Consider the following 25,485-nt stretch of genomic DNA (forward strand, 5'->3'; position numbering starts at 1 on the left):
AAAAAGGCGTTTTGACAGACTATTCATGTTGTTGTTAATTCGTCTCTTCCAGAATAAGGAATCCCATGGTTAAAAAATCACTGCGTCAGTTCACGCTGATGGCGACGGCAACCGTCACGCTGTTGTTAGGAAGTGTGCCGCTGTATGCGCAAACGGCGGACGTACAGCAAAAACTTGCCGAATTAGAGCGGCAGTCGGGAGGAAGACTGGGTGTGGCATTGATTAACACAGCAGATAATTCGCAAATACTTTATCGTGCTGATGAGCGCTTTGCGATGTGCAGCACCAGTAAAGTGATGGCCGTGGCCGCGGTGCTGAAGAAAAGTGAAAGCGAACCGAATCTGTTAAATCAGCGAGTTGAGATCAAAAAATCTGACTTGGTTAACTATAATCCGATTGCGGAAAAGCACGTCGATGGGACGATGTCACTGGCTGAGCTTAGCGCGGCCGCGCTACAGTACAGCGATAACGTGGCGATGAATAAGCTGATTTCTCACGTTGGCGGCCCGGCTAGCGTCACCGCGTTCGCCCGACAGCTGGGAGACGAAACGTTCCGTCTCGACCGTACCGAGCCGACGTTAAACACCGCCATTCCGGGCGATCCGCGTGATACCACTTCACCTCGGGCAATGGCGCAAACTCTGCGTAATCTGACGCTGGGTAAAGCATTGGGTGACAGCCAACGGGCGCAGCTGGTGACATGGATGAAAGGCAATACCACCGGTGCAGCGAGCATTCAGGCTGGACTGCCTGCTTCCTGGGTTGTGGGGGATAAAACCGGCAGCGGTGACTATGGCACCACCAACGATATCGCGGTGATCTGGCCAAAAGATCGTGCGCCGCTGATTCTGGTCACTTACTTCACCCAGCCTCAACCTAAGGCAGAAAGCCGTCGCGATGTATTAGCGTCGGCGGCTAAAATCGTCACCAACGGTTTGTAATAGCGGAAACGGAATGGGGAAACTCATTCCGTTTTTGTTTATCGCCTTAGACGGCAAAAGCGCTGTCGCCCACCTGCGCTTGCGCATACCAGGCCATAAGCTCCGTGGTTCCTGGTTCTCCTTCCGCTGGCGCCCAGTGCGCATAGTCATCGGCAGCCACGGGTTGATAGCCACCGTGTTTTACTTCAAAAATTATGCCACCGGTATCCAGCGACAGCACGGCATGCCAGGTTCCTGCGGCCATCTCCAGCACCGTACAGGTTTCCCCCAATATCGCCCGATGGGTGACGGTACCCCGATCGTCAAAATTCAGCACCACGAAACGACCCCTTAATGGCAACAGTAGTTCGAAGGTGTGAGGGTGTCGGTGCGGGCGCACGTAGGTTCCTGGTAGCAAATTGAAGACGGAGCGAGAGTAGAGCCACGAGCCCCGCAAACACGGCCGATACAACGAGGCCAGGGAGCGGACCAGCAAGGTCGACAAACGCGCCGGCCGCAAGCATAACCATGGGCGAGGCTGACAGCATCACCGCCGAGACCGTGCCGAGTACCCGGCCGAGAAGTTCTGGCGGCGTGCGGTTGTAGATGGCAGCGTTGAGAATGGGAGAGACTGAGCCGGTCAGCAGTCCCACGAGCGCGCCCAACAACATCAGCACCGGCACGCCTGGCAACTGTGAAAGCAGAAGCGAGCCCACCGCAGAGCCACAAAATGCCACCGCCAGCCAGTTCTGCGCTGATATCCGGGCGCCGACCGACGCATGAATGGCAATGCCAAGGAGACCACCAGCCCCCATCATTGAGGAGAACAGCCCGAGCTCTGCTACTTGGCGTCCTGCATCTACAAACAGCGCAGGCATGATGACGCTGCCGTTGGCGCCAACGATGCCCACGAAGATCATCACTATACCAAAGAGAGGGCGCAGCAGGGGTTCGCTCCAGAGAAAAGCGACGCCGGCGCGCATGGAGAGAGTCGCCGTCGTGGTCATCGTCCGAGCGGCACGCGCGGGAAGCACCCACGCGCCGAGCAGACCTGCAAGGACGGAGCAGAACGCCGTCAGCCCGAGCGTTGGCGCAGCGCCAAGCAGGCCGATTGCGGCCCCCCCAAGGGCCGGGCCACCTAGAATCGCGACGTTCCCGATCACCGCTTTCAGTGACGAGACGCGCTCAACGGAGAGCCCGGCGACGTGGCCGAGTTTGGGCAGCTCACTGTCCTGCGCGGCCATACCGGGTGCGTCGAACGCGGCACCGAGCACCACGCAAGCGATCAGCCCAGTGTTCGAGAGGGCGCCAACGGCATCGAGCAGTGGGATGCTCGCCATGGCCACGCCGCCCACCACACCCGAGATCAATGCGACGGGCGCGCGCCCGAACCGATCGACGAGGCCACCACCAACCCACGCGCCGATGATGGTCGCGATGACGCTGCTAGCGGCCGTGGCGCCCGCCCAGGCCGCGCTCTTTGTATGAGACAGGACGAACCATGGAAGCGCGAGGGCCGCCACCGCGTTGCCGATCCGGAAGAGAAAGGTCGCCGCGAACAGCGTCGCGAGCGGGCTATATCGACGTTCGCTCATTCCGCTGCGGCGAGCTGCGCCTTCGCCGCAGCGAGGTACTCTTCGTTACCCGAGTCGAGGGCGAAGAGTGCGTAGGTGACCGCCCCGAACGCAAGGCGCTCCGCGATGTGGTGGGCGAGCCGCGGCCACACCCGGCCACCGGCCGCTTCATACGTGAGGAGGAGCTTCGCGAGCCCCTCTTCACCAAAGACCATAAGGTGCGCGGCCATGTCGATGGCAGGGTCATCAACGCGGGCCTCGCTCCAGTCGATCATCCCGCTGACGCGCTCCGTGTTGTCGATGAGCACATGGCCCACGTAGAGATCGCCATGCACCACCACGGAGAAATCTGGCCACGACGAATCGTCGTCGAGCCAGCGCTGCCACCGGTGGAGGCGCTTGTCGTTCACCACGAACTCGCGTCGGACGCGGTCAACGTCGTCGGCCACCTTCTGACGGGCCTGCGTCGGTGTACGGATGAGCATCCCCGCATCCACGGCGGCGGAAATGGGGACGGCATGCAGGGCGGCGAGCGCGGTCGCGAAGCTCTCCGCGAAGACCTCCGAGTCCTGCGGCACGACCCAGTCGGGCGTGGACGAACCAGGCTGGATGACCATCGCAGTCGAGTCTTCGAGCATGGGATAGGCAACGAGCTCGGCGTTGGCCACGCGCCAGTCCGGCACCGCGAACGGCAGGCGATTCTTGAGCATTGCCAGCACCCGCGCCTCTGGTTCGACCTTCGCGCTTACCTCGGCTCGGCGCGGGATGCGCAGCACCCACCGACGTCCATCGTCGACGGTGGCGATCACGATCCTATAGTCGAGCCCAAGCTCATTGACAGTCAGCGGGCCATGGAGCTTGAGCCCATGTCGGGCTGCAAGTGCGTACAGTTGGGAGGTATCGGCGGTCGTGACTACGGTCATGATTCACTCCTGAGGGCTTGACGGGTTTAGCCACCTAAATGTAACGGCACTGTTGCAAAGTTAGCGATGAGGCAGCCTTTTGTCTTATTCAAAGGCCTTACATTTCAAAAACTCTGCTTACCAGGCGCATTTCGCCCAGGGGATCACCATAATAAAATGCTGAGGCCTGGCCTTTGCGTAGTGCACGCATCACCTCAATACCTTTGATGGTGGCGTAAGCCGTCTTCATGGATTTAAATCCCAGCGTGGCGCCGATTATCCGTTTCAGTTTGCCATGATCGCATTCAATCACGTTGTTCCGGTACTTAATCTGTCGGTGTTCAACGTCAGACGGGCACCGGCCTTCGCGTTTGAGCAGAGCAAGCGCGCGACCATAGGCGGGCGCTTTATCCGTGTTGATGAATCGCGGGATCTGCCACTTCTTCACGTTGTTGAGGATTTTACCCAGAAACCGGTATGCAGCTTTGCTGTTACGACGGGAGGAGAGATAAAAATCGACAGTGCGGCCCCGGCTGTCGACGGCCCGGTACAGATACGCCCAGCGGCCATTGACCTTCACGTAGGTTTCATCCATGTGCCACGGGCAAAGATCGGAAGGGTTACGCCAGTACCAGCGCAGCCGTTTTTCCATTTCAGGCGCATAACGCTGAACCCAGCGGTAAATCGTGGAGTGATCGACATTCACTCCGCGTTCAGCCAGCATCTCCTGCAGCTCACGGTAACTGATGCCGTATTTGCAGTACCAGCGTACGGCCCACAGAATGATGTCACGCTGAAAATGCCGGCCTTTGAATGGGTTCATGTGCAGCTCCATCAGCAAAAGGGGATGATAAGTTTATCACCACCGACTATTTGCAACAGTGCCCTCTGATGTTACATTGCACAAGATAAAAATATATCATCATGAACAATAAAACTGTCTGCTTACATAAACAGTAATACAAGGGGTGTTATGAGCCATATTCAACGGGAAACGTCTTGCTCGAGGCCGCGATTAAATTCCAACATGGATGCTGATTTATATGGGTATAAATGGGCTCGCGATAATGTCGGGCAATCAGGTGCGACAATCTATCGATTGTATGGGAAGCCCGATGCGCCAGAGTTGTTTCTGAAACATGGCAAAGGTAGCGTTGCCAATGATGTTACAGATGAGATGGTCAGACTAAACTGGCTGACGGAATTTATGCCTCTTCCGACCATCAAGCATTTTATCCGTACTCCTGATGATGCATGGTTACTCACCACTGCGATCCCCGGGAAAACAGCATTCCAGGTATTAGAAGAATATCCTGATTCAGGTGAAAATATTGTTGATGCGCTGGCAGTGTTCCTGCGCCGGTTGCATTCGATTCCTGTTTGTAATTGTCCTTTTAACAGCGATCGCGTATTTCGTCTCGCTCAGGCGCAATCACGAATGAATAACGGTTTGGTTGATGCGAGTGATTTTGATGACGAGCGTAATGGCTGGCCTGTTGAACAAGTCTGGAAAGAAATGCATAAGCTTTTGCCATTCTCACCGGATTCAGTCGTCACTCATGGTGATTTCTCACTTGATAACCTTATTTTTGACGAGGGGAAATTAATAGGTTGTATTGATGTTGGACGAGTCGGAATCGCAGACCGATACCAGGATCTTGCCATCCTATGGAACTGCCTCGGTGAGTTTTCTCCTTCATTACAGAAACGGCTTTTTCAAAAATATGGTATTGATAATCCTGATATGAATAAATTGCAGTTTCATTTGATGCTCGATGAGTTTTTCTAATCAGAATTGGTTAATTGGTTGTAACACTGGCAGAGCATTACGCTGACTTGACGGGACGGCGCTTCCCTACCCTCATGGCCGCCTCCCAGGAATCGACCCAGGTGCTTATCGTGGACATAATCCTTTACTCATAAATTGGCACTGTTGCAAAGTTAGCGATGAGGCAGCCTTTTGTCTTATTCAAAGGCCTTACATTTCAAAAACTCTGCTTACCAGGCGCATTTCGCCCAGGGGATCACCATAATAAAATGCTGAGGCCTGGCCTTTGCGTAGTGCACGCATCACCTCAATACCTTTGATGGTGGCGTAAGCCGTCTTCATGGATTTAAATCCCAGCGTGGCGCCGATTATCCGTTTCAGTTTGCCATGATCGCATTCAATCACGTTGTTCCGGTACTTAATCTGTCGGTGTTCAACGTCAGACGGGCACCGGCCTTCGCGTTTGAGCAGAGCAAGCGCGCGACCATAGGCGGGCGCTTTATCCGTGTTGATGAATCGCGGGATCTGCCACTTCTTCACGTTGTTGAGGATTTTACCCAGAAACCGGTATGCAGCTTTGCTGTTACGACGGGAGGAGAGATAAAAATCGACAGTGCGGCCCCGGCTGTCGACGGCCCGGTACAGATACGCCCAGCGGCCATTGACCTTCACGTAGGTTTCATCCATGTGCCACGGGCAAAGATCGGAAGGGTTACGCCAGTACCAGCGCAGCCGTTTTTCCATTTCAGGCGCATAACGCTGAACCCAGCGGTAAATCGTGGAGTGATCGACATTCACTCCGCGTTCAGCCAGCATCTCCTGCAGCTCACGGTAACTGATGCCGTATTTGCAGTACCAGCGTACGGCCCACAGAATGATGTCACGCTGAAAATGCCGGCCTTTGAATGGGTTCATGTGCAGCTCCATCAGCAAAAGGGGATGATAAGTTTATCACCACCGACTATTTGCAACAGTGCCCCAAAAGATGCCAATATTCTTTCGACTACCTCCCCTCAAAGCCATATCACGTACGTTAATCCTGACTTCATTAAAATCAGTGGTTTCACTGAGGAAGAACTATTAGGCCAGCCTCACAACATCGTAAGACACCCAGATATGCCGCCTGCTGCATTTGAGCATATGTGGAGTACATTAAAATCTGGCCGCTCATGGATGGGGCTAGTAAAAAATCGCTGTAAAAATGGCGACCACTATTGGGTAAGTGCTTATGTAACGCCAATAGCTAAGAATGGTTCGATTGTTGAATACCAGTCTGTAAGGACCAAGCCTGAACCTGAGCAGGTTTTGGCTGCGGAAAAATTATATGCTCAATTGAGAAGCGGGAAGGCCGCGAGGCCGAAATTGGCTGCTAGCTTTTCCGTGAAAATACTCTTGCTCATATGGGGTAGTATTATATCAAGCGCAATGGCTGCCGGCATGCTTACTGATACATCAATAAGCAGCTTATTGTTAGCCACTTTAATGTCAGGAAGCTTAAGCTCTGTTAGTGTTTTGGCTATTCTCTCTCCTCTTGGAAGACTGGTTGAAAGAGCCAGGAATATTTCCAATAACCCATTAAGTCAATCCCTCTACACTGGGCGCACCGATGAGTTTGGCCAAATAGAGTTTGCTTTACGAATGATGCAAGCTGAAACAGGCGCCATAGTAGGTCGCATAGGTGATGCATCAAATCGGCTTAGCGAACACACCCGAGGCCTACTAAAGGATATTGAGTCAAGCAATGTACTTACAGTTGAGCAGCAGGCAGAGACAGATCAAATAGCAACGGCAGTAAACCAAATGGTGGCAAGCATTCAAGAGGTTGCGAGCAATGCACAGCATGCTGCAGATGCGGCCGGAAGAGCAGACACTGAGACGGCATCTGGCCAGCGTCTGGTAGCCCACACAAGCCAGTCAATCACTGCCCTTGAAGGTGAAATTAGGCAAGCCACTCAGGTTATTCATGAGCTTGAAGGTCAAAGTAACGAGATATCAAAAGTTCTTGACGTTATACGAGGGATCGCCGAGCAAACGAATTTGTTGGCACTCAACGCAGCAATTGAGGCCGCGCGTGCTGGTGAGCAGGGGCGTGGTTTTGCTGTTGTCGCCGATGAGGTTCGCAGTCTTGCTGCTCGCACACAGCAATCGACAACGGATATTCAAAGCATGATCAGCGCTCTACAAGAGCGAGCGCAATCCGCTGTTACAGTCATGGAGCAAAGTAGTCGGCAAGCGCACACGAGTGTAGCTCACGCAGAGGAAGCAGCTACAGCTCTTGATGGAATTGGCCAACGCGTTAACGAAATTACCGACATGAACGCGCAAATAGCGACTGCGGTCGAGCAGCAGGGAGCAGTAAGTGAAGACATAAACCGCAGTATTATCAATATACGCGATGCTGCTGATACCAATGTACAGACCGGGCAGAATAATTTGCAAAGTGCGAAATCTGTCGCTCAGTTAACTAGCGCTCTGAGCGAACTGGCAAAACAGTTTTGGGAAAAACGAGGATAACGCTTTTCAGTATCTCGACAGGGATAACTTACTTTACCATCGGTTATCCCTTTTAGCCGCACAAATTTTAGCCATGGCTTTTCAGGAAGTCAGGGCTATCAGAATGGCCTTAGAAAGCCTAGTCAAAGAGCTGTCACGAGAACACCGTTAGCTTAGCGTACGATTTTTTCCGAATTCTGCGGTTCCCCCTCTAACAGAGGGGCTATATAAGCAGCTAGTGCTGTTAATTGAGATAGGGAGTCTTTGGGGTAGTCTGAAAGCAGCTCAGTATGACCCAAAGCCCAAAATTGATGTCGGTGATCATCTACAGCTCTATCAAAGAAGACTAAAGCACCGTGTTTTGGACAATATGGCAAAGCGGGCAAATACCAATCTCGTTGCCAAAAGGCTTCCCCATACCTATTTAGCTGAAGAGCAACGCAATCAGGGCAGTATCTAAAGCGGTTATCGCTCTTAACTCTAGAAGCAGCGACTCCTAGCATTAAATGCACCGCACCTTGCGCTTGGTACTCCATTAACCGAATAGCTTCGTCTCGGCGCTCCTTGCCTACAAACGGAGCATATAAAGGGAATAAGGTATGCTCATAAATAAGCTGCTGAACAGCGTAACGTCCTGTTTGATGTAGATGTCTTGCTATCACACCTAAATGCGAGGGCAGACCTAAGGTAGCGACCACCTTGCGGTTGCCATACACCTCATCCAACAGCTGCTTAGGACTAACAATCCCTTGATAAACGCCTGCCCGTGCAATAGTGCTATAAATCAGCTCATTCGAGTACGGAACAGGAAAGTTTCTCATGGCTAACCTGCTTGTTTAAATAAGCTCGCCATATCCACTATTACCCCTTTCCCTTTTAACCGTTCATGCATGGTTTTTTCAGGTTGGCGTTGTGAATAGATATAACGTAAATCCGTATCAGGCAAGCTATCCCAGTCGCTGGGCTTGACTACCTTTATAGCCGAAACCTTTTTACTCTTGGAGGGCTTTTCTAGTTCTGACACTACCGTTTCGCCTTCCATCAACCACTGCAAAACAAGAGGCAGTAACTTTTGTCTTGTCATCGTTGGATTCTGGCTAAACGCTTTTTTAATAGTGGGAATTAACAGGCTTGAATCGTAATCCTCTTTCAGCATCAGATATAAATGACGCTGATCTTCGGTATCTAACTCTTGAAGGGCTTTTTCTTCTGGTGTTTGTTCTTGTATCGCTGCGATATCTAGCTGAAGTTGGATTAACCGTTTATCAATCTCGGGAACGACTAGATCAGAATAACGAGCAATGCGTTCTGGGATACCCGAGCGTAATGCCTCTAGCATGGGGTGCACAGGCTTTAACTCATCTTGATACACTTGCCGCAATAAACCAGCGGTAATACGCTCATTGCCTAAAGCTAGCGCACGGAGCTGAGCGAGTACAAAAAGTTTTACTACAATGTCCATCACTCCTTGGCTTAGCTCATACCACACATCACGGACCTCATCCGATAACAGCGCATCTTTGCGTTGTAAAAGCTGTAATTGCCAAAGATTATCCGTAAAAGCGATCCACTCTTGATTGGGCTTTCCACGTTGCGTTTGTTGTATAGGATCCCAGAATATAGCTCCAAACCCTGCCCCTCTACGTGCAGACCGCAAATCAGCCTCAAAAATCTCTCGTGCTTTAGGGGTACCAATCAACATCACTGGTACGCCAATAATATTCACCATCGTCACAAAAAAGTTCAGCATCTCTTGAGATCCACCCGAACGAGAGCGGCTTAAATGCTGAATTTCATCAATAACCAACAACCCTAAAGCATGTGCATTGGCTATTTGCGACATCAAAGCCAACATGGTTTCTATACCATGACGTTTTAAGCCATAACGACGCTCATAGTTCGAGCCCAAGGCTCGATCCAACGCTCTGAAAAAATTCAAGCAGATTTCTTTTAGCGAACCATTATGCGAGCAGTCTATTTTCAAATACACCACCTGCTCTACATTGAGTTCACGATGGTAAATCACCTGAGGATACGTGGCTAGAATACGATGAAGAGAGGTCGTCTTCCCACTACCAGAACAACCAATTAACAATAAGCTTTGTGCCGTAGATCGTGCCTCCTCAAAGCGAAATGTCTCCAACTCTCCCGTTTGAACACGCTCATAACCATTTTGTAAATGCTTTTGTAAATCTCCTGTTTTAGGATTTCTGCCTACGTAGCCACCTCGAATCATGACCGAAATACGCTCACTTAGTAGCAAATGCGTACCTAATGGCTGAAAATAGTCATCTGGAATACGACAAATGGTATGAGCTCTGATAACACGGGACTTTTGCAAGTCAGAGGAAGTAAGCTGTAAAGAGGATTTCAGTGATGCAGCACTATTCACTGACTCTTGTAATGGTGGTAAGGCCTCGATAAAAGGATTATCACGATAAGCCTCTACCCCCGTATCACGATAAACTGCTTGAATCCGGGTAGCACTCATGACTCATCCTTTTCTGGTGGATCCTGAAATAATTCAGGCACGTATGTGGGTAGGCTGTAATCTTCTTGATCATCCGCTTCCACTGCGTTGAAAGGAATAACTTTAGCCTCATCACCTGAAGAGCTTGGCTTCAAATGCTCCGCACGTTTTTTACGCTCCGAGGTCACGGCTTCTTTTTTATTAGTTTTAATCTGCTTAATGCGTGTTGATTTGGGCTCAGTAGTACTGGGCGTTAACTTATTCGCTTTCTGAATGGTTTGCTGAATAAACGCCTCAAGCTCCCTGCGTTTAGTTAACTCATCCTGCTTCGCATTGGCTTTATTGTGTTTTTCTTGTGCTTGTATATCCCAAACCTCCCAAAATGAGAGACCTTTAAACTGCCGACTACGTTCCGTCAGATTACAGCGCCAAAATACACGGCTGCCAACTTGCGGAAACAAATAAATCGTATCAACCAGCACTGGGTCATAAGCCGCTTCTAAATGTTGAGGTCTAGCTATATCAGTGCTCCGCTGCAACCAACCCTCACGCAGAATCTCTGACCCCGAGTAATACAAACCCCACAAATTAACGCCAAATGAAGAAATAGAGACCTTTCGGCGAGGCAGTAACGCTACTCGCAACTGCTCTTGCTCCACAGCCCTTAAACTACCTGTACGATGCTGCATACCCCATTGCCATAGCTGGACAGGAATAGACGGTAAATCTGTAGGAAAATCAGCATCTCGATCGTATTTATCCATCACCAGATGGTTATTTCTGAATAAGATCGTACGCAAAATAATTTGTGTGAACTCAAATACCGACAGAGATGCATCTAACCTATAGTCTGTTTCACCATGGCTTTTGATCCGACTGCCCTCTACAATGCCAGGTGCAAAGGACTTAAACTCGGCTTGTAGTGTTCTAAAAGTGCTTTCCACTATGCCTTTAGCATCGCCACGTCTAGGTGGAGCACTTTCCACTCGCACATTAAAACTAGAAACTAAGGCTTCGACCTGATGACTCATTAATTCGCCACGGTCCGCTAGCAACACATCTGGCAAACCTACACACGGCCAGTCTGAGCTACTAATCTCAATATCATGCTGGGCACAAATGGCCGTTTTGTCAGAGCAAGCATTTACAAAAGCCTGCATCGCCACCACATAAGACGGATTTTCAAAGCCGATATAAAAGCCCGTGATCATCCGACTAAACACATCAATCACAATGTAAAGCGTTGGTCTTCCTATGATTTTTTGGCGATCATGATGATCCACTAAATAAATATCAGCAATCGTGGCATCAATCTCATAACGACTCCCAGGGCCTAACGCCTGAGAAGTGGCTGTACTACTTAAGGGTCGTACGTCTTTTTTATATACCCCTGCTTTAACTCTAGACTTTAAGCGCTGAGCTTTAGGGTATTCTCGATCATAAAAATAACGAAACTGACGTAGTGTTGGGTAATCCTCTTGGGGAATGCGAGGAAAATACTGAGCAAACAAGTCCACAAATCGTCTATAGGCAACGGTGGTCTTTGTACCTTTTTGATTTAACAGGTGCTTTTCTATGGTCAACCTAAAAAGGCGTTCAATCTCGGGCGTTACCTTGGTTCCTTCACCCTTACCATATTCTCTGGCTCGGCCAATCTTTGCTGTTCCTGTCGCTGAACGTCTTTCCCCTGGTGCACCGCTGTTTTTGTAGTCAGGAATTAATGCATTAGGCGTTTGACCACGCTGCCAGTAACGGCGTAACAACTTATAAACTGTAGCCTTAGTAACCTTATGTTCTTGGACCACATGCTCAACGAGTTCGCTTCTGACTTTAGGGTCGAAACGATCCTTACTATTAATAATAGGAAGAATTTTTCGATAATCCTCCTCGCGCTTCTGGAAGCTGACAGAATCTACAGACGGCTCTTCTAAATCAAGATGTACATAAGGGTCATCAGTTCTAACTAAGCGGCCTTCATCTAAATACTGCATTAGCAACAACTCAGCCCTAGCTTGTGGAACTCCTTTATCAGCGCTTATTTGCATCCAGACAACTTGGCCATCCTCTATAGCCAAAATGCGATACGGATCATTATCAAATAGCACAACCTCATTAATTTGCCACATAGCGCAACTCCTCCATATTCACTACTTGGCTAATACAGAGATCTGCACACTTATTTGCCCTGAAAGACTTATAAATATTGAACTTAATAAAACCATTTGCGGTTAAGGCTCGTATCTCACTCAATGTTTTGCCTAACTCCAAATCATAAGCAATATCAACCTGCTTACAGACATTGATAATGTTTTCATCTCCTTTTTCTTGCAGGATATGGGCCAATGGGGATAGTTGTGCTAAAAGCTCCGCAGAAACTTCTTCTGTTTTCACTGAATAAAGCCATTCAATATTTTCTTTTACTACGGGATTTATTTCTTTATCAGTAAAAATGAACCAAGGAATTTGCTTTTGCTGCCAATAGCGACGCTCTAGTTCTAGTTTTTCTAAGGTACGCTCGTCTTGTAAGGCTGCTGCAGGTTTGACTTGAATAGCAAACTGCTCAAAAGGACCATCTTTGCAGTCCACTAAAAAATCAGTAGACATAACCTGATCTACACCACGAATAACAGGATGCTTAATACCACTATCTATTGCAATCTGCCTGGTATCACTAGGTAATAAGGGGAACTGCTCGCGTATATCTAGCACGCTGCTCTCCCACTCAAGACTGAGAAAAACAGCAAGCTCTAAGTCAGATAGCAAATGATGGACTCGTCCCGTCTTATGAGAATAAATACGGTGGGAACGACCTGAAGAAGGAACTTCTTGTACTGTTAGCCATGGAATATAGTCTTTACCATGCCCTTGGCCACGCCCCTCTTTAATACGACGGGCAATTTGCACTTCAGAAAATGAAGAGTTTGCTTTAGCCATAACAAAAGTCCAGTATGCTTTTTCACAGCATAACTGGACTGATTTCAGTTTACAACTATTCTGTCTAGTTTAAGACTTTATTGTCATAGTTTAGATCTATTTTGTTCAGTTTAAGACTTTATTGTCCGCCCACAATGAAGTCTGTCCCATAGTCACGTTCATCAATTGAACGTAACACCCACTTATCGCTAGGTATCTGGTTATTAACAATTTTTTTTGCTTCTGTTTCGGTAATGTGCGTTTCAGATCTCATTTTTCCATCCTATCATTAGTATATAAGATTCCTTGCAGCAGCTTCTAAGCGTGTTACACCTCGTTTGTCATACCGCTGTGTGGTTGCTACGCTACTGTGCCCCATAGCCTCCCTGACAGTAAGTAGGTCCTCACCGAGTTCTAACAGCTTAGTAGCATAGGTTCGTCGGCAGTCATGGGGGGTAAATGAATCAGAGGCTGAATCTTTCACCAGTTTATCAATAATATACCGTAAACCATCGGTTGTTATTCTATCGCAAGTCACATCATCATTTTTACGTATGCGGGTAAAAACTGCACCGGTATGATCCCCTCTTACAGTTTCTATCCATAAACGAATACGACGGAGCGTGTCACTTGGCATGAAGTTAGTTCTTTCTTTGTTTCCTTTACCCATGATTTTAATGGAGTAATTATCAAAATTGATATCTTCCATATCCAATAAAGTGACTTCAGCACGGCGCAAACCACAGCCAAGCATTAATGATACAATCGCCGCATCACGTACCGAGACTGCGGTATTTAGGCTATCAAGGTGTTGATAAATAGCAGTTATTTCACTACTACTCAGTGAACGCCCTCGACCGATACGGTTCCCACGAATCCGGCGTATGCTTCTAATATCTTGATATGTATCACTGTCTATAATTCGTGATGCTCTGGCTTCTTCAGCCACCCCTTTAATAGCACTCAGAATTAGGTTTATACTATTAGGTGTCTTTTTCTCCAGTATTAATTTCTGAAGTACCAATTGAACGGCATCTCGATCTATGATTGACCAATCGAAAGTAAACGGGTCCATAGCACGAAACAATTTAACCACTGACACTAGGCAGGAGCGCATTGTCTTTTGGCTTTGTTTGGAACGCAGCCGTAGCAAGTAGCTGGTTGCTGGATTGTTGGTGTTTTTCGTCATGTTATTTACATCAACAATTTCTGTTACGTTGTCACGTAAAATTAACTCTCCCATCGGTGCCTCCTTGGTGCTGAAAATCGGTGTGAAAATTGTGGTGAATTCTGGTGCATCAAATAGCATCACTAACCATAAATCATAAAATAAAAAAAGTTACTACATTAAACGTATATTTAACCGAGTAAAGCGTAGCACAGGTATTTATCATCGAAAAGTGAAAATATCGGTATTTGTACGCATTAAAAGGCTTGCAATCTTTAAATTGTTGTATAATGAAATTACGTTGTAAGTTCATAAAACTAATAATGATTTTTACATTACTAATTACCTAACTGTTTCGGAAAGGGATAATGTCAGCGGTAAACGACTTGGGCTTTGGTTTGGTTATTACATTTTGGATCTGTCTAGCATTCGTAATGTTATTAGTTTACATATTCAAATCCGATTTTAATAAGAAAGCCGTGAAAGATGGAAAGCGATATAGCCAGTTAAAAATTTATCGAACCATCGAGCGAGATTATAAAATTCTCTACGTACTAGGTGATGAGAGTTACAGTATTGAAGTAGATAAGGATTATTACGATGCGGATATTGAGGCAATGCAAACCATCGACATGCCTAGCGAGCGTGCGATACAAGATTATCGCTCAACCTACAACGATACCCGCGACTGGCTACGCCGTGATAAAGAAGGGCAGGACAAAGATAAGTCAACAGTAGACTGGGGCGATGTCGTCTTTGAAGTTGATTTGCTTAAATCTCAAGAAATCAATCTCGATTACATTCTTGAACTGATTTTTGATCATAATAAGAAGAACAAGAGTAAAGAAGGTTTGATTGAAGAAGTCCGCCGTATGATCCGCGGTAGCCTGGGCAATAGAGCGAAAGAGAGCTTAGTGGTTGATTTTATTCATCAGACAAATCTAGATGAGTTCAATGACAAAGCCAGCATCATCGACGCCTTCTTTAAGTTCGCTCAGGCGGAACAGAAGCGCGAAGCCGATGCCATTATTGTCTCTGAAAAGCTCAATGAAGAAGCAGCCAAACGCTATATGGCCTCATCACTCAAGCGAGAGTATGCCTCTGAAAATGGCACTGCGCTTAATGAAGCATTACCTAAGCTCAGCCCTTTGAATCCACAGTACCGAACGCAGAAGCAAACAGTTTTTCAGAAAATCGCCGCTTTTGTTGAAAAATTCAAAGGTGTGGGTGGTCAATTATAAGCTGAACTCCATGGTATAATTAGTGCCAATTATCAGTAAGCGTTGATGATTTCAATGTGATTGTTTGTAGATAATCAACAGCGACTTCCGCTTTCGCAACAACGGACACTAAACCTGTATCGCAATGGAAGTGTGAAGATTTTTTGGTCATCGATGATAACTTTTATCCAACCGCCATTGGTGCAGCAGAGATTGTGACACAAAAAGGAAAAGTAGAAGTTTGTCGTGGAAAAGGAAAATAAAATGCGAAATGAATTTTTTGAGGCTTTTATCGATGAATTTGGAGATGCTACAACATCAAGGTATGCTTCTGCTGAAGAAATAAAAAAGTGGGAAGAAAAATTACCAGAGCTACTATTGATGTATTGGCATGATGAAGGGTGGAGTAGCTACTATAACGGATTATTTACCATAGTAAATCCAGCGGACTATGAAGATGTTGTAGATGAATGGCTGGAAGATACGTACTTAGAAGACATCGATATTTTTCATGCAATAGCTATTAATGGTTTTGGTAATCTATATTTATGTGGTGAAAGAACAGGGCAGTCTGTTGTTATATCACCTATGTTTAATACTATATTTATTCAAAAAAAAGAAATCAAAAGAGAACATACAAATAAAAGTAGAAATATTAGTATACAGACACTTTTTGGGTTTGCTGAAGTTGAGGGGCATAATAAAAAGGGCCTTTTTGAAAAATCAGTAAAAAAACTTGGACCTCTCGGTGATAATGAAATATTCGGATTTGAACCGGCATTAACTTTAGGTGGTGAATTGGATATAAAATATATTCAAAAAGTAGATGCACGTATTCATTTGTCTATTCTTTCTCAGCTTGCAGACCCTGAAATTGATGAGATACATATTTGATATAATGGTGTTAAAATGCGTGATGAAGCTTTTAGTCTTTTTATTGATGAAGTTGGTGAAGCCACTACATCTCGGTATGTTCCTGAAACAGAGATAGAAAAGTGGAAGGCAAAGTTACCGCCATTGTTGTTGAATTATTGGCGTGATGAAGGCTGGAGTAGTTATCATAACGGGCTGTTAACAATAGTAAATCCGGAAGAATATGAAGATGTTGTTGATGAATGGTTGGAAGATACATATTTAGAAGAAGTTGATATCTTTCATGCTATTGCTATTAACGGATTTGGTAATTTATATTTATGCGGCGAAAAAACAGGTCGTTGTGTTACTATTTCATCATCATATAATACTCTTATTGTTAATAAAAAGTCATTAAGAAATAAACAGAATGATGTGAATTTAGATTTTGGGATTGAATCATTTTTTATTAGCTTTGATATTGGGTATCAAAATAAAAAAGGGTTATTTGAAAAGGCAGTAAAAAAATTCGGACCTCTCGGTGATAATGAAATATTCGGATTTGAACCGGCATTAACTTTAGGTGGTGAATTGGATATAAAATATATTCAAAAAGTAGATGCACGTATTCATTTGTCTATTCTTTCTCAGCTTGCAGACCCTGAAATTGATGAGATAAATGTTTGATTTTTTAAGGAGTAGTGTGATGAGGGATCACTATTTCGATTCACTGATTAAAGAGCTCGGCTTTCTATGAAAAAAGAAGAATTGATAGATCTTTTTAACGAGCATGCGGATTTAATCAACATGGGAACGTCCGTTGATGCTCCAGGTCAAGAATGGATTGAATCTGCGGAAAAAGCGTTATCCGTAAATTTTCCCGATGATTATAAATGGTTCTTAAATAATTATGGTGGTGGGGATATTTGTGGGGAAGAGATATATAGTATTTATTGCTTGTCATTTGATGAAGCAATAGGTGGAAAGTTTGATTACCTGTTGCTGTGTGTAGTGTCTCATTTTCCATTCTATTCCATAACCCTTATAAGTATTATATCTATCCTATTAACGCCTTTGCTTTAGCTTTTATCTCTGCCAGTTCTGATGCCTCCACTTTGCCCTTTTTAGTAACTTTACGAGCTCTCCAGTCAACACATGTAACTTGATCCGCTAATGCGTAGCTGTCTCTTTCGTTCGAGAGTTCGCATTCAAATGGATAGCCTTTGCCTTTAGTTGTACATGGTACGCATAGTAAGAGCCCTACTTTATTATTGTATGCAAAAGGGCTAAGGACAACTGCTGGACGATGACCGCCCTGCTCATGTCCTTCAACTGGATCAAAGTCAATCCAAATCAAATCGCCAGAATCAGGTACGTATCGAGATACCATTAAATTAATTCCTTACCTGTTCGAGCTCCGAAGTCTACTTTCTCATGGATATTCTCCGGTGTGATACCGGCTAACAAATTATCTAATGAGTATTCTACCGCTTTAACTGGCGTAATGATGATACGACCTTCTTCTACCGCTATTTCAACCGTATCATCAACGCTAAGTGCCGCTTTTTGCATGATAGCAACAGGAAGCCGTACAGACGGGCTATTGCCCCATTTTTTTACTGTGACCTGAGCCATTTATCACCTCTACAATTCAACGTCCGAGTTTTAATAGTAGCACCCCAATTTAAATGTATCAACATTGTTGATTATAATAGAGATACAAACACATAAACATATAAACACATAAGTGTATGTATGAGTTTGATAAGGTCCGTATGTGTCTATGTGTTTAAGCTCAAACCCACATAAACACAAATACACATTGATTATTTTTAGGCTTACTTAGATAATGAACAAAACACAAACACACATATGAGGGTTTCCAGTGAAGGTTATTTCTTTTTTAAATCCGAAAGGCGGGTCTGGAAAAACAACCACCGTCATAAATGTTGCTACTGCTATGCAGAAAGCAGGTTATTCATTAGCAGTTGTAGATACAGATCCTCAAATGAGCCTATCTAACTGGTCTAAAGAAGGGAACTGTGATTATGATGTTTTCACCGCCGCCAGTGAGAAAGACGTTTATAGTATCCGTAAAGATCTAAGTGATTATGATTTTGTCATCGTAGATGGAGCTGGTTCACTTTCTGTCATTACATCAGCAGCGGTTATGGTTAGTGATCTAGTTATAATTCCAGTCTCGCCAAGCCCTCTTGATTTTTCCGCAGCCGGTAGTGTTACATCGGTCCTCGAAGCTCAAGCATACAGCCGTAAAGTAGAAGCTAGATTTCTGATTACTCGTAAAATTGACCAAACAACTATGTTGCAAGTATTAAAAGACAACCTCAAAGATACTGGCTTGCCTTCTTTCAAAACAGCTATTTCTCAACGGCAGAGCTATATCAAATCTATTCTAGATGGTAAGAGTATTTTTGAAACTAATGATGGAAATGCAAAAGGCGAGATAGAAATACTAACCAGAGAAATTTTGACTATTTTTGAGTCATAATGTGTATTAACACATTAACACATTGACACATTAACACATTGACACGAATATATATTTACACAAATGCGCTAAAACACATAAGCGTATTTGTGTTTTGAAATTAAAAGAGATACTTTATGGCACTTAAAAAAGTAAACGAATCAGCAAATTCACAGAAAATGAAATTCGGTAAAAACAGAGACTTAGATAAAATTCTTGATAAAAGTACAAAAACCAAACGCATTAATGTAGATCTTGACGAAGATACTCAAATTCGATTCAAAGCTGCATGTGTCAAACGAAACACCACAATGAAAGAAGTAATATCAGATTATGTTCATCAGTGGCTAAAGGAAAATGAATAGGTAGTGGTTTTATAGGGATGATATTTCATCCCTTTTTATTGCACTTTTATCTCAATTTCACTAGAGCGTGTTTATCTTTGTAGTGCATATTTCAATCGACCCACATTGGGAGCCACATGATTGAAAATGCTAAAGCAACAACACTTTCATAATTTCGGGCTAATTTGTCATACCGAGTCGCCACTGCTCGGTATTTCTTTATTTTTAGGAAGGCATTTTCAACTAAATGACGATATCGATATAAGCACCAATCAATATCTTTATTCCCTTGTTTACTATTCCCTTTTCTTGGGATGACATGCTGACCCCGACGGCTTTTTATCAACTGTCGTAAGGCTTCACAGTCATAGCCTTTATCTGCAATAACAACTTCGGCTTCCGGTGAAGAGGTAACCAATGTTTCTGCATAACTCACATCATGGGCTTGCCCACCTGACAACTCAAAATGAACCGGAAGACCACTGCTATCTACCGCTAAATGTATTTTAGTTGAGTTGCCGCCTCGACTTTTGCCTATAGCCTGCTTTGAAGCATCTTTAACGTTGGCTCCATCTTGATGCGTTTTCACGATACTGGCATCAATAAATAGCCACTGAGGATCATTGAAGCGAGATAGAAATTGGAAAATTTCCATCATCACGCCTTTCTTTGACCAAAGGTTAAAACGTCTAAATACCGTATTCCATTCACCAAATTGACGAGGTAAATCGCGCCATGGAATGCCTGTTCTTATTCGGAATAAAATACCTTCAAGGGTCATTCTATGTGCTGGTTTGTTATAAATACGTCCGGTTAGGTGCATGATTTTTGATAGTAACTTCCAGCTATCATCTGTTAACATAAGTCTCGGCATTTGGGGGTGTTTTTTTGATTTTTGGCGAAACCATTATAACAGCCCCATTTGCTGTCTGCTTTTTATACCGAAAAGATCAACACGCTCTAGTCATTAATTACGATTTTAAGGATAGACATGAAGTATTTTCCTAAGTCATTATTTGATTTTTTTGCATGGTGTTTAATTGTAATTATACTTGCTAGTATTGCATTTGAGTTCTTTAATAAATCTTTCAACGAGGAGAAAACTAATGAAGTTAAAACTCAGCAGAGGACAGATAAAGAACAATTAGAAAAGCAACAAAAACTAGAAATTTTAGCTAAAAAAGACAAAGAAAAGCAAGATCTTGTAATTTTAGCAAATTCTGGAGATCAAAATGCTCAATTAAAGTTAGGCATTATTGCTATGGATGGAGGGTATACTTCAGAGGCCATAAAATGGCTAAGTAAAGCAGATGAAAACGGCAGTCAAGAGGCTGAAAATAGGCTTGTATCTATTTATTATTCATACTTAATGGCAGAAATAAATCAAGATGGGTACGGGCTAAATAAATATTGGGTTGATTACTTATCTAATGCTGCCAATAAAGGCAATCCATCTGCTAAAATCAATTTGTCTAATTATTACTTTAAGGTTTCTCATCAAATAATGTCTAAAGCTCAAGCATGGAATGCGGAGTCCATTTCTTATCTTCAAAAAGCGAAGAATTTACTCTTAGGGGTTGATTCTAATGAAGCAAAATGGGGATTGAGTCGCATTAATTACTCTATGTTTTTTGCTAGCTCAAGATATTATCCTGACGGTAGTTTTAGTGGTGGAAATAAAAACTATCTAGAGGAATCTGCTTATCTCACCGCTCAATTAGCATTATTGGATTACGATACCAGTAATTCTAAGTTTAGTAATAGCCCTCCAGCTCTTTTCTTAGAGGTTTTACATTTTTATTTGTATGGAAAAAAGCCATCTGTTTTTAAATAAAATGTCAATAATGAGCTAATATCTTTATGTGATACCCTGAAAGAGAACATAACCACCAGCTAGATCATAACGTCTAGCTGGTCATAAAAAACTTGAAAAATGGTACAAAACAGTGGTACATTGCTCCTCGAAGCGAAAACGTAATCGACTGTTAATCAATAAAAAGTTGGTATAGAACGCGTATCCTTGGTTCGATTCCGAGTCCGGGCACCACCTTATTATCAACAGACGTCAACCGACGTCTGTTTTTGTTTGTAAAGCCCGCTAAAATCAACACTCTCCCAAAGTTTCAACTCCACTGAATTCTACTCGATTCTACCCACATCAACCCCATTGTGCGGGTACAATTGCGGGTATACACTAGTTCGATAGAATTTTGTACCCACTTTATCTCTCAGGAAGCTCACTATGGCACTGACTGACGCTAAAATTCGGGCGGCCAAACCCGATGTGAAATCCTATAAATTAACCGATGGTGCAGGTCTGCACTTATTGGTTCACACTAATGGTTCTAAGTACTGGCGATTACGCTATCGCCACTTAGGTAAAGAGAAAACCTTAGCCTTGGGTTTATACCCTGATGTTTCTTTATCAGAGGCGCGTTTAAAACGTGATGAAGCAAGAAAATTGATTGCTGACGGTATTGACCCGTGCGAACAAAAACGTGTGGCTAAAGCAGCTTCTGATGCTAATCTCTCTTTTGAAACCATCGCAAGACAATGGCATGCCAGCAATAAAAAATGGTCTGAATCACACAGTGAAAAGGTTTTAAAGAGTTTGGAGTCGCATGTCTTTCCTTATATTGGATTACGCGATATCACTACCCTCAAAACCCCTGACCTGCTTATTCCTATCCGTGCAGCAGAAAGTAAAAAGATTTATGAGATCGCTGCGCGTTTACAGCAACGTATCGCTGCTGTCATGCGTTATGCGGTGCAATCCGGTATTATTGGCTATAACCCTGCTATTGATACCGCAGGGGCTGTAACGACGGTACAACGCCAACACCGTCCAGCTCTTAACCTTGACCGTCTACCTGAACTCATTGCCCGTATCGATGCTTATAAAGGGCAACCCGTCACTCGCCTAGCTGTGATGTTAAATTTATTAGTGTTTATTAGGTCAAGCGAACTTCGCTATGCGCGTTGGTCTGAAATTGACTTCGATAAAGCCTTATGGACGATTCCTGCTCAGCGAAAGCCTATACCCGGCGTTAAATTCTCATACAGAGGCGCAAAGATGCGCACTCCGCATTTAGTTCCCCTTAGCCACCAAGCCATCACTATACTGAAAGAGATTTGGACATGGACGGGTGAACATGAATTGATCCTAACGGGCGCTCATAATCCCTTTAAGCCTATGAGTGAAAATACCGTCAATAAAGCCTTACGCGTCATGGGTTATGATACCAAAACTGAAATTTGTGGGCATGGTTTTAGAACAATGGCGTGCAGTTCACTTATTGAGTCCGGATTGTGGTCTAAGGACGCCGTAGAAAGGCAAATGAGCCACCAAGAACGTAACTCAGTGAGGGCTGCTTATATTCATAAGGCAGAACATATTGATGAACGTCGATTAATGGTGCAATGGTGGGCTGATTATTTGGATGCTAATCGGGAACAAACTATTTCGCCATTCGACTTTGCAAAGTTGAATAATCCAATGAGTCACTAAAACTTTAGCCATGTCATATAGGAGATCCATTTTCAATACGAGGAGTCGAATACTACGGTAGTATGCCGACTATATCGATTCATTGAGAAATGGTGGCAATATTGTTCATGGGAATTTTCATCGTCAAAACGCATGATAACTAACCACGATTTATCGTAATACATCTCATTCAATAAAAAAGCTTTATCACTGAAAGCCTCTGTCCTCACGGACAGGGGCTTTTTTGCTTTTAAATCAACCTAAAAGGAAATTATCATGGAAAATTACATTCGTTGCCCGGCCTGCGATTCAACTCGCATTCGTGAACGTCATATCGGGAAAAAGACCGGAGCTGTTGCTGGTGGCGTATCAGGCGCACTAGCTGGAGCGTCTATCGGCTCTGCTATTCCTGTTGTAGGGACGATTGCTGGTGCTGCGGTAGGCGCTCTATTTGGACGTTTAGTCGCTGGAGCTACTGCTGGGGCTGTGAGTGGTTCAGCTTTAGATGGCGTGGTATTTGATCGTTATGAATGTATCGAGTGTGAATACACGTTTGATTGATAGCCATAAATTAACGGAAACCCCTGATGGGGTTTCTTTAAAGGATGGTACTTATCTGATGATTACTTTTGTATTAACCTGCTTCCATATCAAGATATTCTTTTATAAGTTTGCATAGATCAGTATACCCTTTTTCATAGGATGTATATTTCCAGCCGTACCACCATTCAGAGCGTCTAAAACTACCCATTAACGGATTTACAAGCGAAATAACATTTTCATTAAGCTTGTCTTGTCCAGTAAAATGCTTTCCAATACCAAAATAAACCGATGAGTTATTTTTCTCAATTAGAATAGAAAAAGGATCTGATCCATTTTCGATCAAAACACCAGTCTTAGTTAATTCACCTTCCTTTCCTTCTTGGACATTCAATAGTGGAAAATCTTCTCTTAACGCAGAAGTCCATTTTTTAAAAACATCTTCTTTTTGCTGGGAAAGAATAGTATTTATTCGAGACTGAAGCTCGTTTACCTGCTTTAATTCACTTTCTAATTTTTCCACATTTTCAACAGAACAACCTTCTTTAAGATCAAATTGCTGATAAATAAACTCATTGATTTCATTATTCATTTTTTCGTCTCGAGGTCTTTTACAAAAACGGCCGTTAAGATGATCAATATACTGGCTATTGAAGCAGTAAAAATCATTGTCTTTATGCTTAATATTAGGAAGTACTGATGACTCTAACCATTCAATCAGCGTTGGATGATATGGAGCCACTTTGGTTTTCTCTTTGAAACTTTCAGCATAGGTTGAAAGGGTCGCATTTAAGTCTTTTTCAGCGTTCATACTCACTAGATAAAGTAGATGTATGTTCTCATCTATGTATCCTTTACCTTTACACTTATCAATATACCGCTTCAGTTGCTCTTGCTGGTCTACTGCATCATTGATTTTATTTTCTATGATGAGGCAGTTTTTTCCATCCTGAATCAAAATATCTATTCGATCTTCTTCTGGCTTAATTGATGTTTTTTCATGATTGAAAACAACATCATAATCAAGGAATGTGTTAATAAATGATTCCAGAAAGATATACTTTCCCTGCTCTTTAAAATTTAATATTTCAGAGAGAATAGCACTATGCCCATTTTCATTGATCCCAAGTACATCAATAAGATTAGCTGTACGTCGCTCAGGTTTATGATGTGACTTGATTTCATCAATACTCTTTATTATCGATAAAAAGCATTGGTATTTTTCGAATTTTCGCTGAAAAATAAATGCTGTAATAGCATTCTTTTTCTGTATCAAATCTAAAAAACGCTGACAATCACTATTCATACATCAACCTATCATCCTAACTGTTATTTATTCTCGGTTGAGACTAAACGCCACCACCAACGCCTTTGAATTTCTCAATAAACGTACTTATCTTTTGAAATACGGTTTGTTTCTTGGTTTTGTACTGAGGATTGAGTGGACTTAGCTTAGGTAGTACTTCATTTAACTCCGTACCATTCTCTGTAGCGTACTCTCGTTTCAATGAGTTTTTGATATAGCGTTTTGCCGCCTCTACATTCAGGTTTTCTTCTGCAATCAGTTTCTCTGCTTCTTGCTGTTGCTCTTTTTGTGCAAAGGTAAAGAAGGCATCAATGATACTGGCTTTATCTGGCATCTCATCGAGATTGGTTTGGTTGATAAAATCGACCACCAGCTCTTCTTTGGCACGATTTCCTTAGCTCGAACGAATCAAACGTCTTACATCTTCTGTGAGTGATTCCTTGCTCTTCTTCTGCTTATTGTGCTCAAAGATAAGACCGAGGATATAATCGAGGTTAATCTCTTGGGATTTCAGGAGGTCAACTTCAAAAACGACATCATCCCATTCTACCGTTGCGTTATTTTTTTGATTCACTGCTCGCTCTTTTCGCTGCCAATCACGAATATCGTTATAGGCTGAACGATAATCCTGAATTTTACGGTCGTCTGGATGTAGTGGTCAACAAAAATTGGTCACAGTTTTAGAGCTTTCCCAATATAATCGTTCTGATTCATTGGGCGTTAAGCCACCGTTATATTGATGCGGTCTAATCTGACTATAATACCCAATTGTTCCATAAAGTCTAAATCATGCCAAAAACATTTCATCATTTTGCTGAAAATAGCCTCATAGCGTGATGATTGAACTGACCCTAGTTTATTGGGCAGGGGCTTTTTTCGTTTTAACCCACACAAAAATAAATCATGGTAAAAAGCATAACATATTATCGGGATTGTAAGGCAACTCATTATCCTGCTCTAAAACGTCATTAATCATTTTTAAAGCGAGTTGCCTGTTTTTCAGCTGATTGGCTGCGTATTTTCATGAATGGAGATCACCC

General features: G+C 44.0%; 24 protein-coding genes and 5 pseudogenes. 13 read left to right on the top strand and 16 right to left on the bottom strand.

The features are described from left to right. Positions 1-65: 65 nt before the first annotated feature. On the top strand, positions 66-941 hold the full coding sequence (locus MNY66_RS17545; RefSeq protein WP_013188473.1) for an extended-spectrum class A beta-lactamase CTX-M-1: 876 nt from the start codon (positions 66-68) through the stop codon (positions 939-941). A gap of 46 nt (positions 942-987) precedes the next feature. On the opposite strand, the pseudogene MNY66_RS17550 reads toward MNY66_RS17545, so the two are convergent. The 4 genes and pseudogenes from MNY66_RS17550 to MNY66_RS17565 form a co-directional block, all read right to left on the bottom strand. Next, positions 988-1,332 (bottom strand): annotated as a pseudogene (locus MNY66_RS17550) (WbuC family cupin fold metalloprotein); the annotation flags it as partial. Further along, entirely contained in the window at positions 1,244-2,515 is a 1,272-nt protein-coding gene (gene mrx(A) / locus MNY66_RS17555; RefSeq protein ID WP_013188472.1) for a phosphorylated macrolide efflux MFS transporter Mrx(A), read from the bottom strand. The gene mrx(A) and the pseudogene MNY66_RS17550, both read right to left, overlap by 89 nt. Beyond that, the gene (locus MNY66_RS17560; RefSeq protein ID WP_000219391.1) at positions 2,512-3,417 is read right to left on the bottom strand and encodes an Mph(A) family macrolide 2'-phosphotransferase; all 906 of its coding nucleotides are present in this window, start codon (positions 3,415-3,417) and stop codon (positions 2,512-2,514) included. Before MNY66_RS17560 ends, mrx(A) begins: the two co-directional genes overlap by 4 nt. Positions 3,418-3,514: 97 nt before the next feature. Beyond that, the gene (locus tag MNY66_RS17565; RefSeq protein WP_001067855.1) at positions 3,515-4,219 is read right to left on the bottom strand and encodes an IS6-like element IS26 family transposase; all 705 of its coding nucleotides are present in this window, start codon (positions 4,217-4,219) and stop codon (positions 3,515-3,517) included. A 150-nt stretch (positions 4,220-4,369) separates the two neighbouring features. On the opposite strand from MNY66_RS17565, the gene aph(3')-Ia reads away from it, so the two are divergent. Then, entirely contained in the window at positions 4,370-5,185 is an 816-nt protein-coding gene (gene aph(3')-Ia / locus MNY66_RS17570; RefSeq protein ID WP_000018329.1) for an aminoglycoside O-phosphotransferase APH(3')-Ia, read from the top strand. Between the two features lie 189 nt (positions 5,186-5,374). Here the strand turns inward: aph(3')-Ia and MNY66_RS17575 are convergent, their stop codons facing one another. Beyond that, complete coding sequence (locus MNY66_RS17575; protein WP_001067855.1) at positions 5,375-6,079, bottom strand: IS6-like element IS26 family transposase; 705 nt, start codon at positions 6,077-6,079, stop codon at positions 5,375-5,377. Between the two features lie 24 nt (positions 6,080-6,103). On the opposite strand from MNY66_RS17575, the gene MNY66_RS17580 reads away from it, so the two are divergent. Further along, positions 6,104-7,678: a methyl-accepting chemotaxis protein gene (locus tag MNY66_RS17580; RefSeq protein WP_071538080.1), complete on the top strand. Its 1,575-nt coding sequence runs from the start codon at positions 6,104-6,106 to the stop codon at positions 7,676-7,678. Positions 7,679-7,866: 188 nt separating this feature from the next. On the opposite strand, the pseudogene MNY66_RS17585 reads toward MNY66_RS17580, so the two are convergent. The 6 genes and pseudogenes from MNY66_RS17585 to MNY66_RS17605 form a co-directional block, all read right to left on the bottom strand. Beyond that, positions 7,867-8,478, bottom strand: a pseudogene (locus MNY66_RS17585) (TniQ family protein); the annotation flags it as partial. Positions 8,479-8,480: 2 nt separating this feature from the next. Next, the gene (locus MNY66_RS17590; protein ID WP_001276994.1) at positions 8,481-10,148 is read right to left on the bottom strand and encodes an AAA family ATPase; all 1,668 of its coding nucleotides are present in this window, start codon (positions 10,146-10,148) and stop codon (positions 8,481-8,483) included. Then, positions 10,145-12,253, bottom strand: a complete 2,109-nt coding sequence (locus MNY66_RS17595) for a DDE-type integrase/transposase/recombinase (RefSeq protein WP_000267723.1) — start codon at positions 12,251-12,253, stop codon at positions 10,145-10,147. Before MNY66_RS17595 ends, MNY66_RS17590 begins: the two co-directional genes overlap by 4 nt. Further along, on the bottom strand, positions 12,240-13,061 hold the full coding sequence (locus MNY66_RS17600; RefSeq protein WP_001029679.1) for a TnsA endonuclease N-terminal domain-containing protein: 822 nt from the start codon (positions 13,059-13,061) through the stop codon (positions 12,240-12,242). Before MNY66_RS17600 ends, MNY66_RS17595 begins: the two co-directional genes overlap by 14 nt. 118 nt (positions 13,062-13,179) lie before the next feature. Then, positions 13,180-13,314, bottom strand: coding sequence for a hypothetical protein (locus tag MNY66_RS17960; protein WP_256326490.1), 135 nt, complete (start codon positions 13,312-13,314; stop codon positions 13,180-13,182). 15 nt (positions 13,315-13,329) lie between these two features. Then, a complete protein-coding gene (locus MNY66_RS17605; protein ID WP_048821757.1) occupies positions 13,330-14,283 on the bottom strand; it encodes a tyrosine-type recombinase/integrase in 954 nt (317 codons plus the stop codon). A gap of 518 nt (positions 14,284-14,801) precedes the next feature. Between MNY66_RS17605 and MNY66_RS17610 the strand changes: the two are divergent. From MNY66_RS17610 to MNY66_RS17630, 5 genes and pseudogenes are all read left to right on the top strand, one after another. Further along, positions 14,802-15,449 (top strand): annotated as a pseudogene (locus MNY66_RS17610) (type I restriction endonuclease subunit R, EcoR124 family); the annotation flags it as partial. A gap of 80 nt (positions 15,450-15,529) precedes the next feature. Beyond that, a pseudogene (locus tag MNY66_RS17615) lies at positions 15,530-15,667 on the top strand (HdeA/HdeB family chaperone); the annotation flags it as partial. 7 nt (positions 15,668-15,674) lie between these two features. Next, positions 15,675-16,322 (top strand): GAD-like domain-containing protein, encoded by a 648-nt coding sequence (locus MNY66_RS17620; RefSeq protein WP_241501931.1) that lies wholly within the window; start codon positions 15,675-15,677, stop codon positions 16,320-16,322. Between the two features lie 15 nt (positions 16,323-16,337). Next, positions 16,338-16,967 carry a GAD-like domain-containing protein gene (locus MNY66_RS17625; protein WP_241501932.1) on the top strand — a complete coding sequence of 210 codons (630 nt, stop codon included), beginning with the start codon at positions 16,338-16,340 and terminating at the stop codon, positions 16,965-16,967. Positions 16,968-17,033: 66 nt separating this feature from the next. Continuing rightward, positions 17,034-17,363, top strand: a complete 330-nt coding sequence (locus MNY66_RS17630) for an SMI1/KNR4 family protein (protein WP_241501933.1) — start codon at positions 17,034-17,036, stop codon at positions 17,361-17,363. On the opposite strand, the gene mazF is transcribed toward MNY66_RS17630, so the two are convergent. Both mazF and MNY66_RS17640 read right to left on the bottom strand, forming a co-directional pair. Then, entirely contained in the window at positions 17,338-17,670 is a 333-nt protein-coding gene (mazF, locus tag MNY66_RS17635; protein WP_023159957.1) for an endoribonuclease MazF, read from the bottom strand. The genes MNY66_RS17630 and mazF overlap by 26 nt on opposite strands. After that, complete coding sequence (locus MNY66_RS17640) at positions 17,670-17,915, bottom strand: AbrB/MazE/SpoVT family DNA-binding domain-containing protein (RefSeq protein ID WP_023159984.1); 246 nt, start codon at positions 17,913-17,915, stop codon at positions 17,670-17,672. Before MNY66_RS17640 ends, mazF begins: the two co-directional genes overlap by 1 nt. A 250-nt stretch (positions 17,916-18,165) precedes the next feature. Between MNY66_RS17640 and MNY66_RS17645 the strand changes: the two genes are divergently transcribed. Next, positions 18,166-18,789 carry an AAA family ATPase gene (locus MNY66_RS17645; protein WP_023159958.1) on the top strand — a complete coding sequence of 208 codons (624 nt, stop codon included), beginning with the start codon at positions 18,166-18,168 and terminating at the stop codon, positions 18,787-18,789. 116 nt (positions 18,790-18,905) lie between these two features. Then, positions 18,906-19,133 (top strand): plasmid partition protein ParG, encoded by a 228-nt coding sequence (locus tag MNY66_RS17650; protein ID WP_048821767.1) that lies wholly within the window; start codon positions 18,906-18,908, stop codon positions 19,131-19,133. 91 nt (positions 19,134-19,224) lie between these two features. Here the strand turns inward: MNY66_RS17650 and MNY66_RS17655 are convergent, their stop codons facing one another. Then, a complete protein-coding gene (locus MNY66_RS17655; protein ID WP_241501934.1) occupies positions 19,225-19,986 on the bottom strand; it encodes an IS5 family transposase in 762 nt (253 codons plus the stop codon). Between the two features lie 117 nt (positions 19,987-20,103). Between MNY66_RS17655 and MNY66_RS17660 the strand changes: the two genes are divergently transcribed. The 3 genes from MNY66_RS17660 to MNY66_RS17670 all read left to right on the top strand — a co-directional run bounded on the left by MNY66_RS17660 (position 20,104) and on the right by MNY66_RS17670 (position 23,160). Further along, on the top strand, positions 20,104-20,946 hold the full coding sequence (locus MNY66_RS17660) for an SEL1-like repeat protein (protein WP_241501935.1): 843 nt from the start codon (positions 20,104-20,106) through the stop codon (positions 20,944-20,946). Positions 20,947-21,354: 408 nt separating this feature from the next. After that, entirely contained in the window at positions 21,355-22,620 is a 1,266-nt protein-coding gene (locus MNY66_RS17665; protein ID WP_241501936.1) for a tyrosine-type recombinase/integrase, read from the top strand. Positions 22,621-22,875: 255 nt separating this feature from the next. After that, positions 22,876-23,160, top strand: coding sequence for a membrane protein (locus tag MNY66_RS17670; RefSeq protein ID WP_004917096.1), 285 nt, complete (start codon positions 22,876-22,878; stop codon positions 23,158-23,160). A gap of 73 nt (positions 23,161-23,233) precedes the next feature. Here MNY66_RS17670 and MNY66_RS17675 read toward each other — a convergent pair whose 3' ends face one another. Continuing rightward, the gene (locus MNY66_RS17675) at positions 23,234-24,445 is read right to left on the bottom strand and encodes a PD-(D/E)XK nuclease family protein (protein ID WP_121874852.1); all 1,212 of its coding nucleotides are present in this window, start codon (positions 24,443-24,445) and stop codon (positions 23,234-23,236) included. Between the two features lie 43 nt (positions 24,446-24,488). Further along, a pseudogene (locus tag MNY66_RS17680) lies at positions 24,489-25,094 on the bottom strand (type I restriction endonuclease subunit R, EcoR124 family); the annotation flags it as partial. Positions 25,095-25,485 lie beyond the last annotated feature (391 nt).

Source organism: Moellerella wisconsensis (assembly GCF_022592395.1).
GTDB classification, from domain to species: Bacteria; Pseudomonadota; Gammaproteobacteria; order Enterobacterales; family Enterobacteriaceae; genus Moellerella; species Moellerella wisconsensis.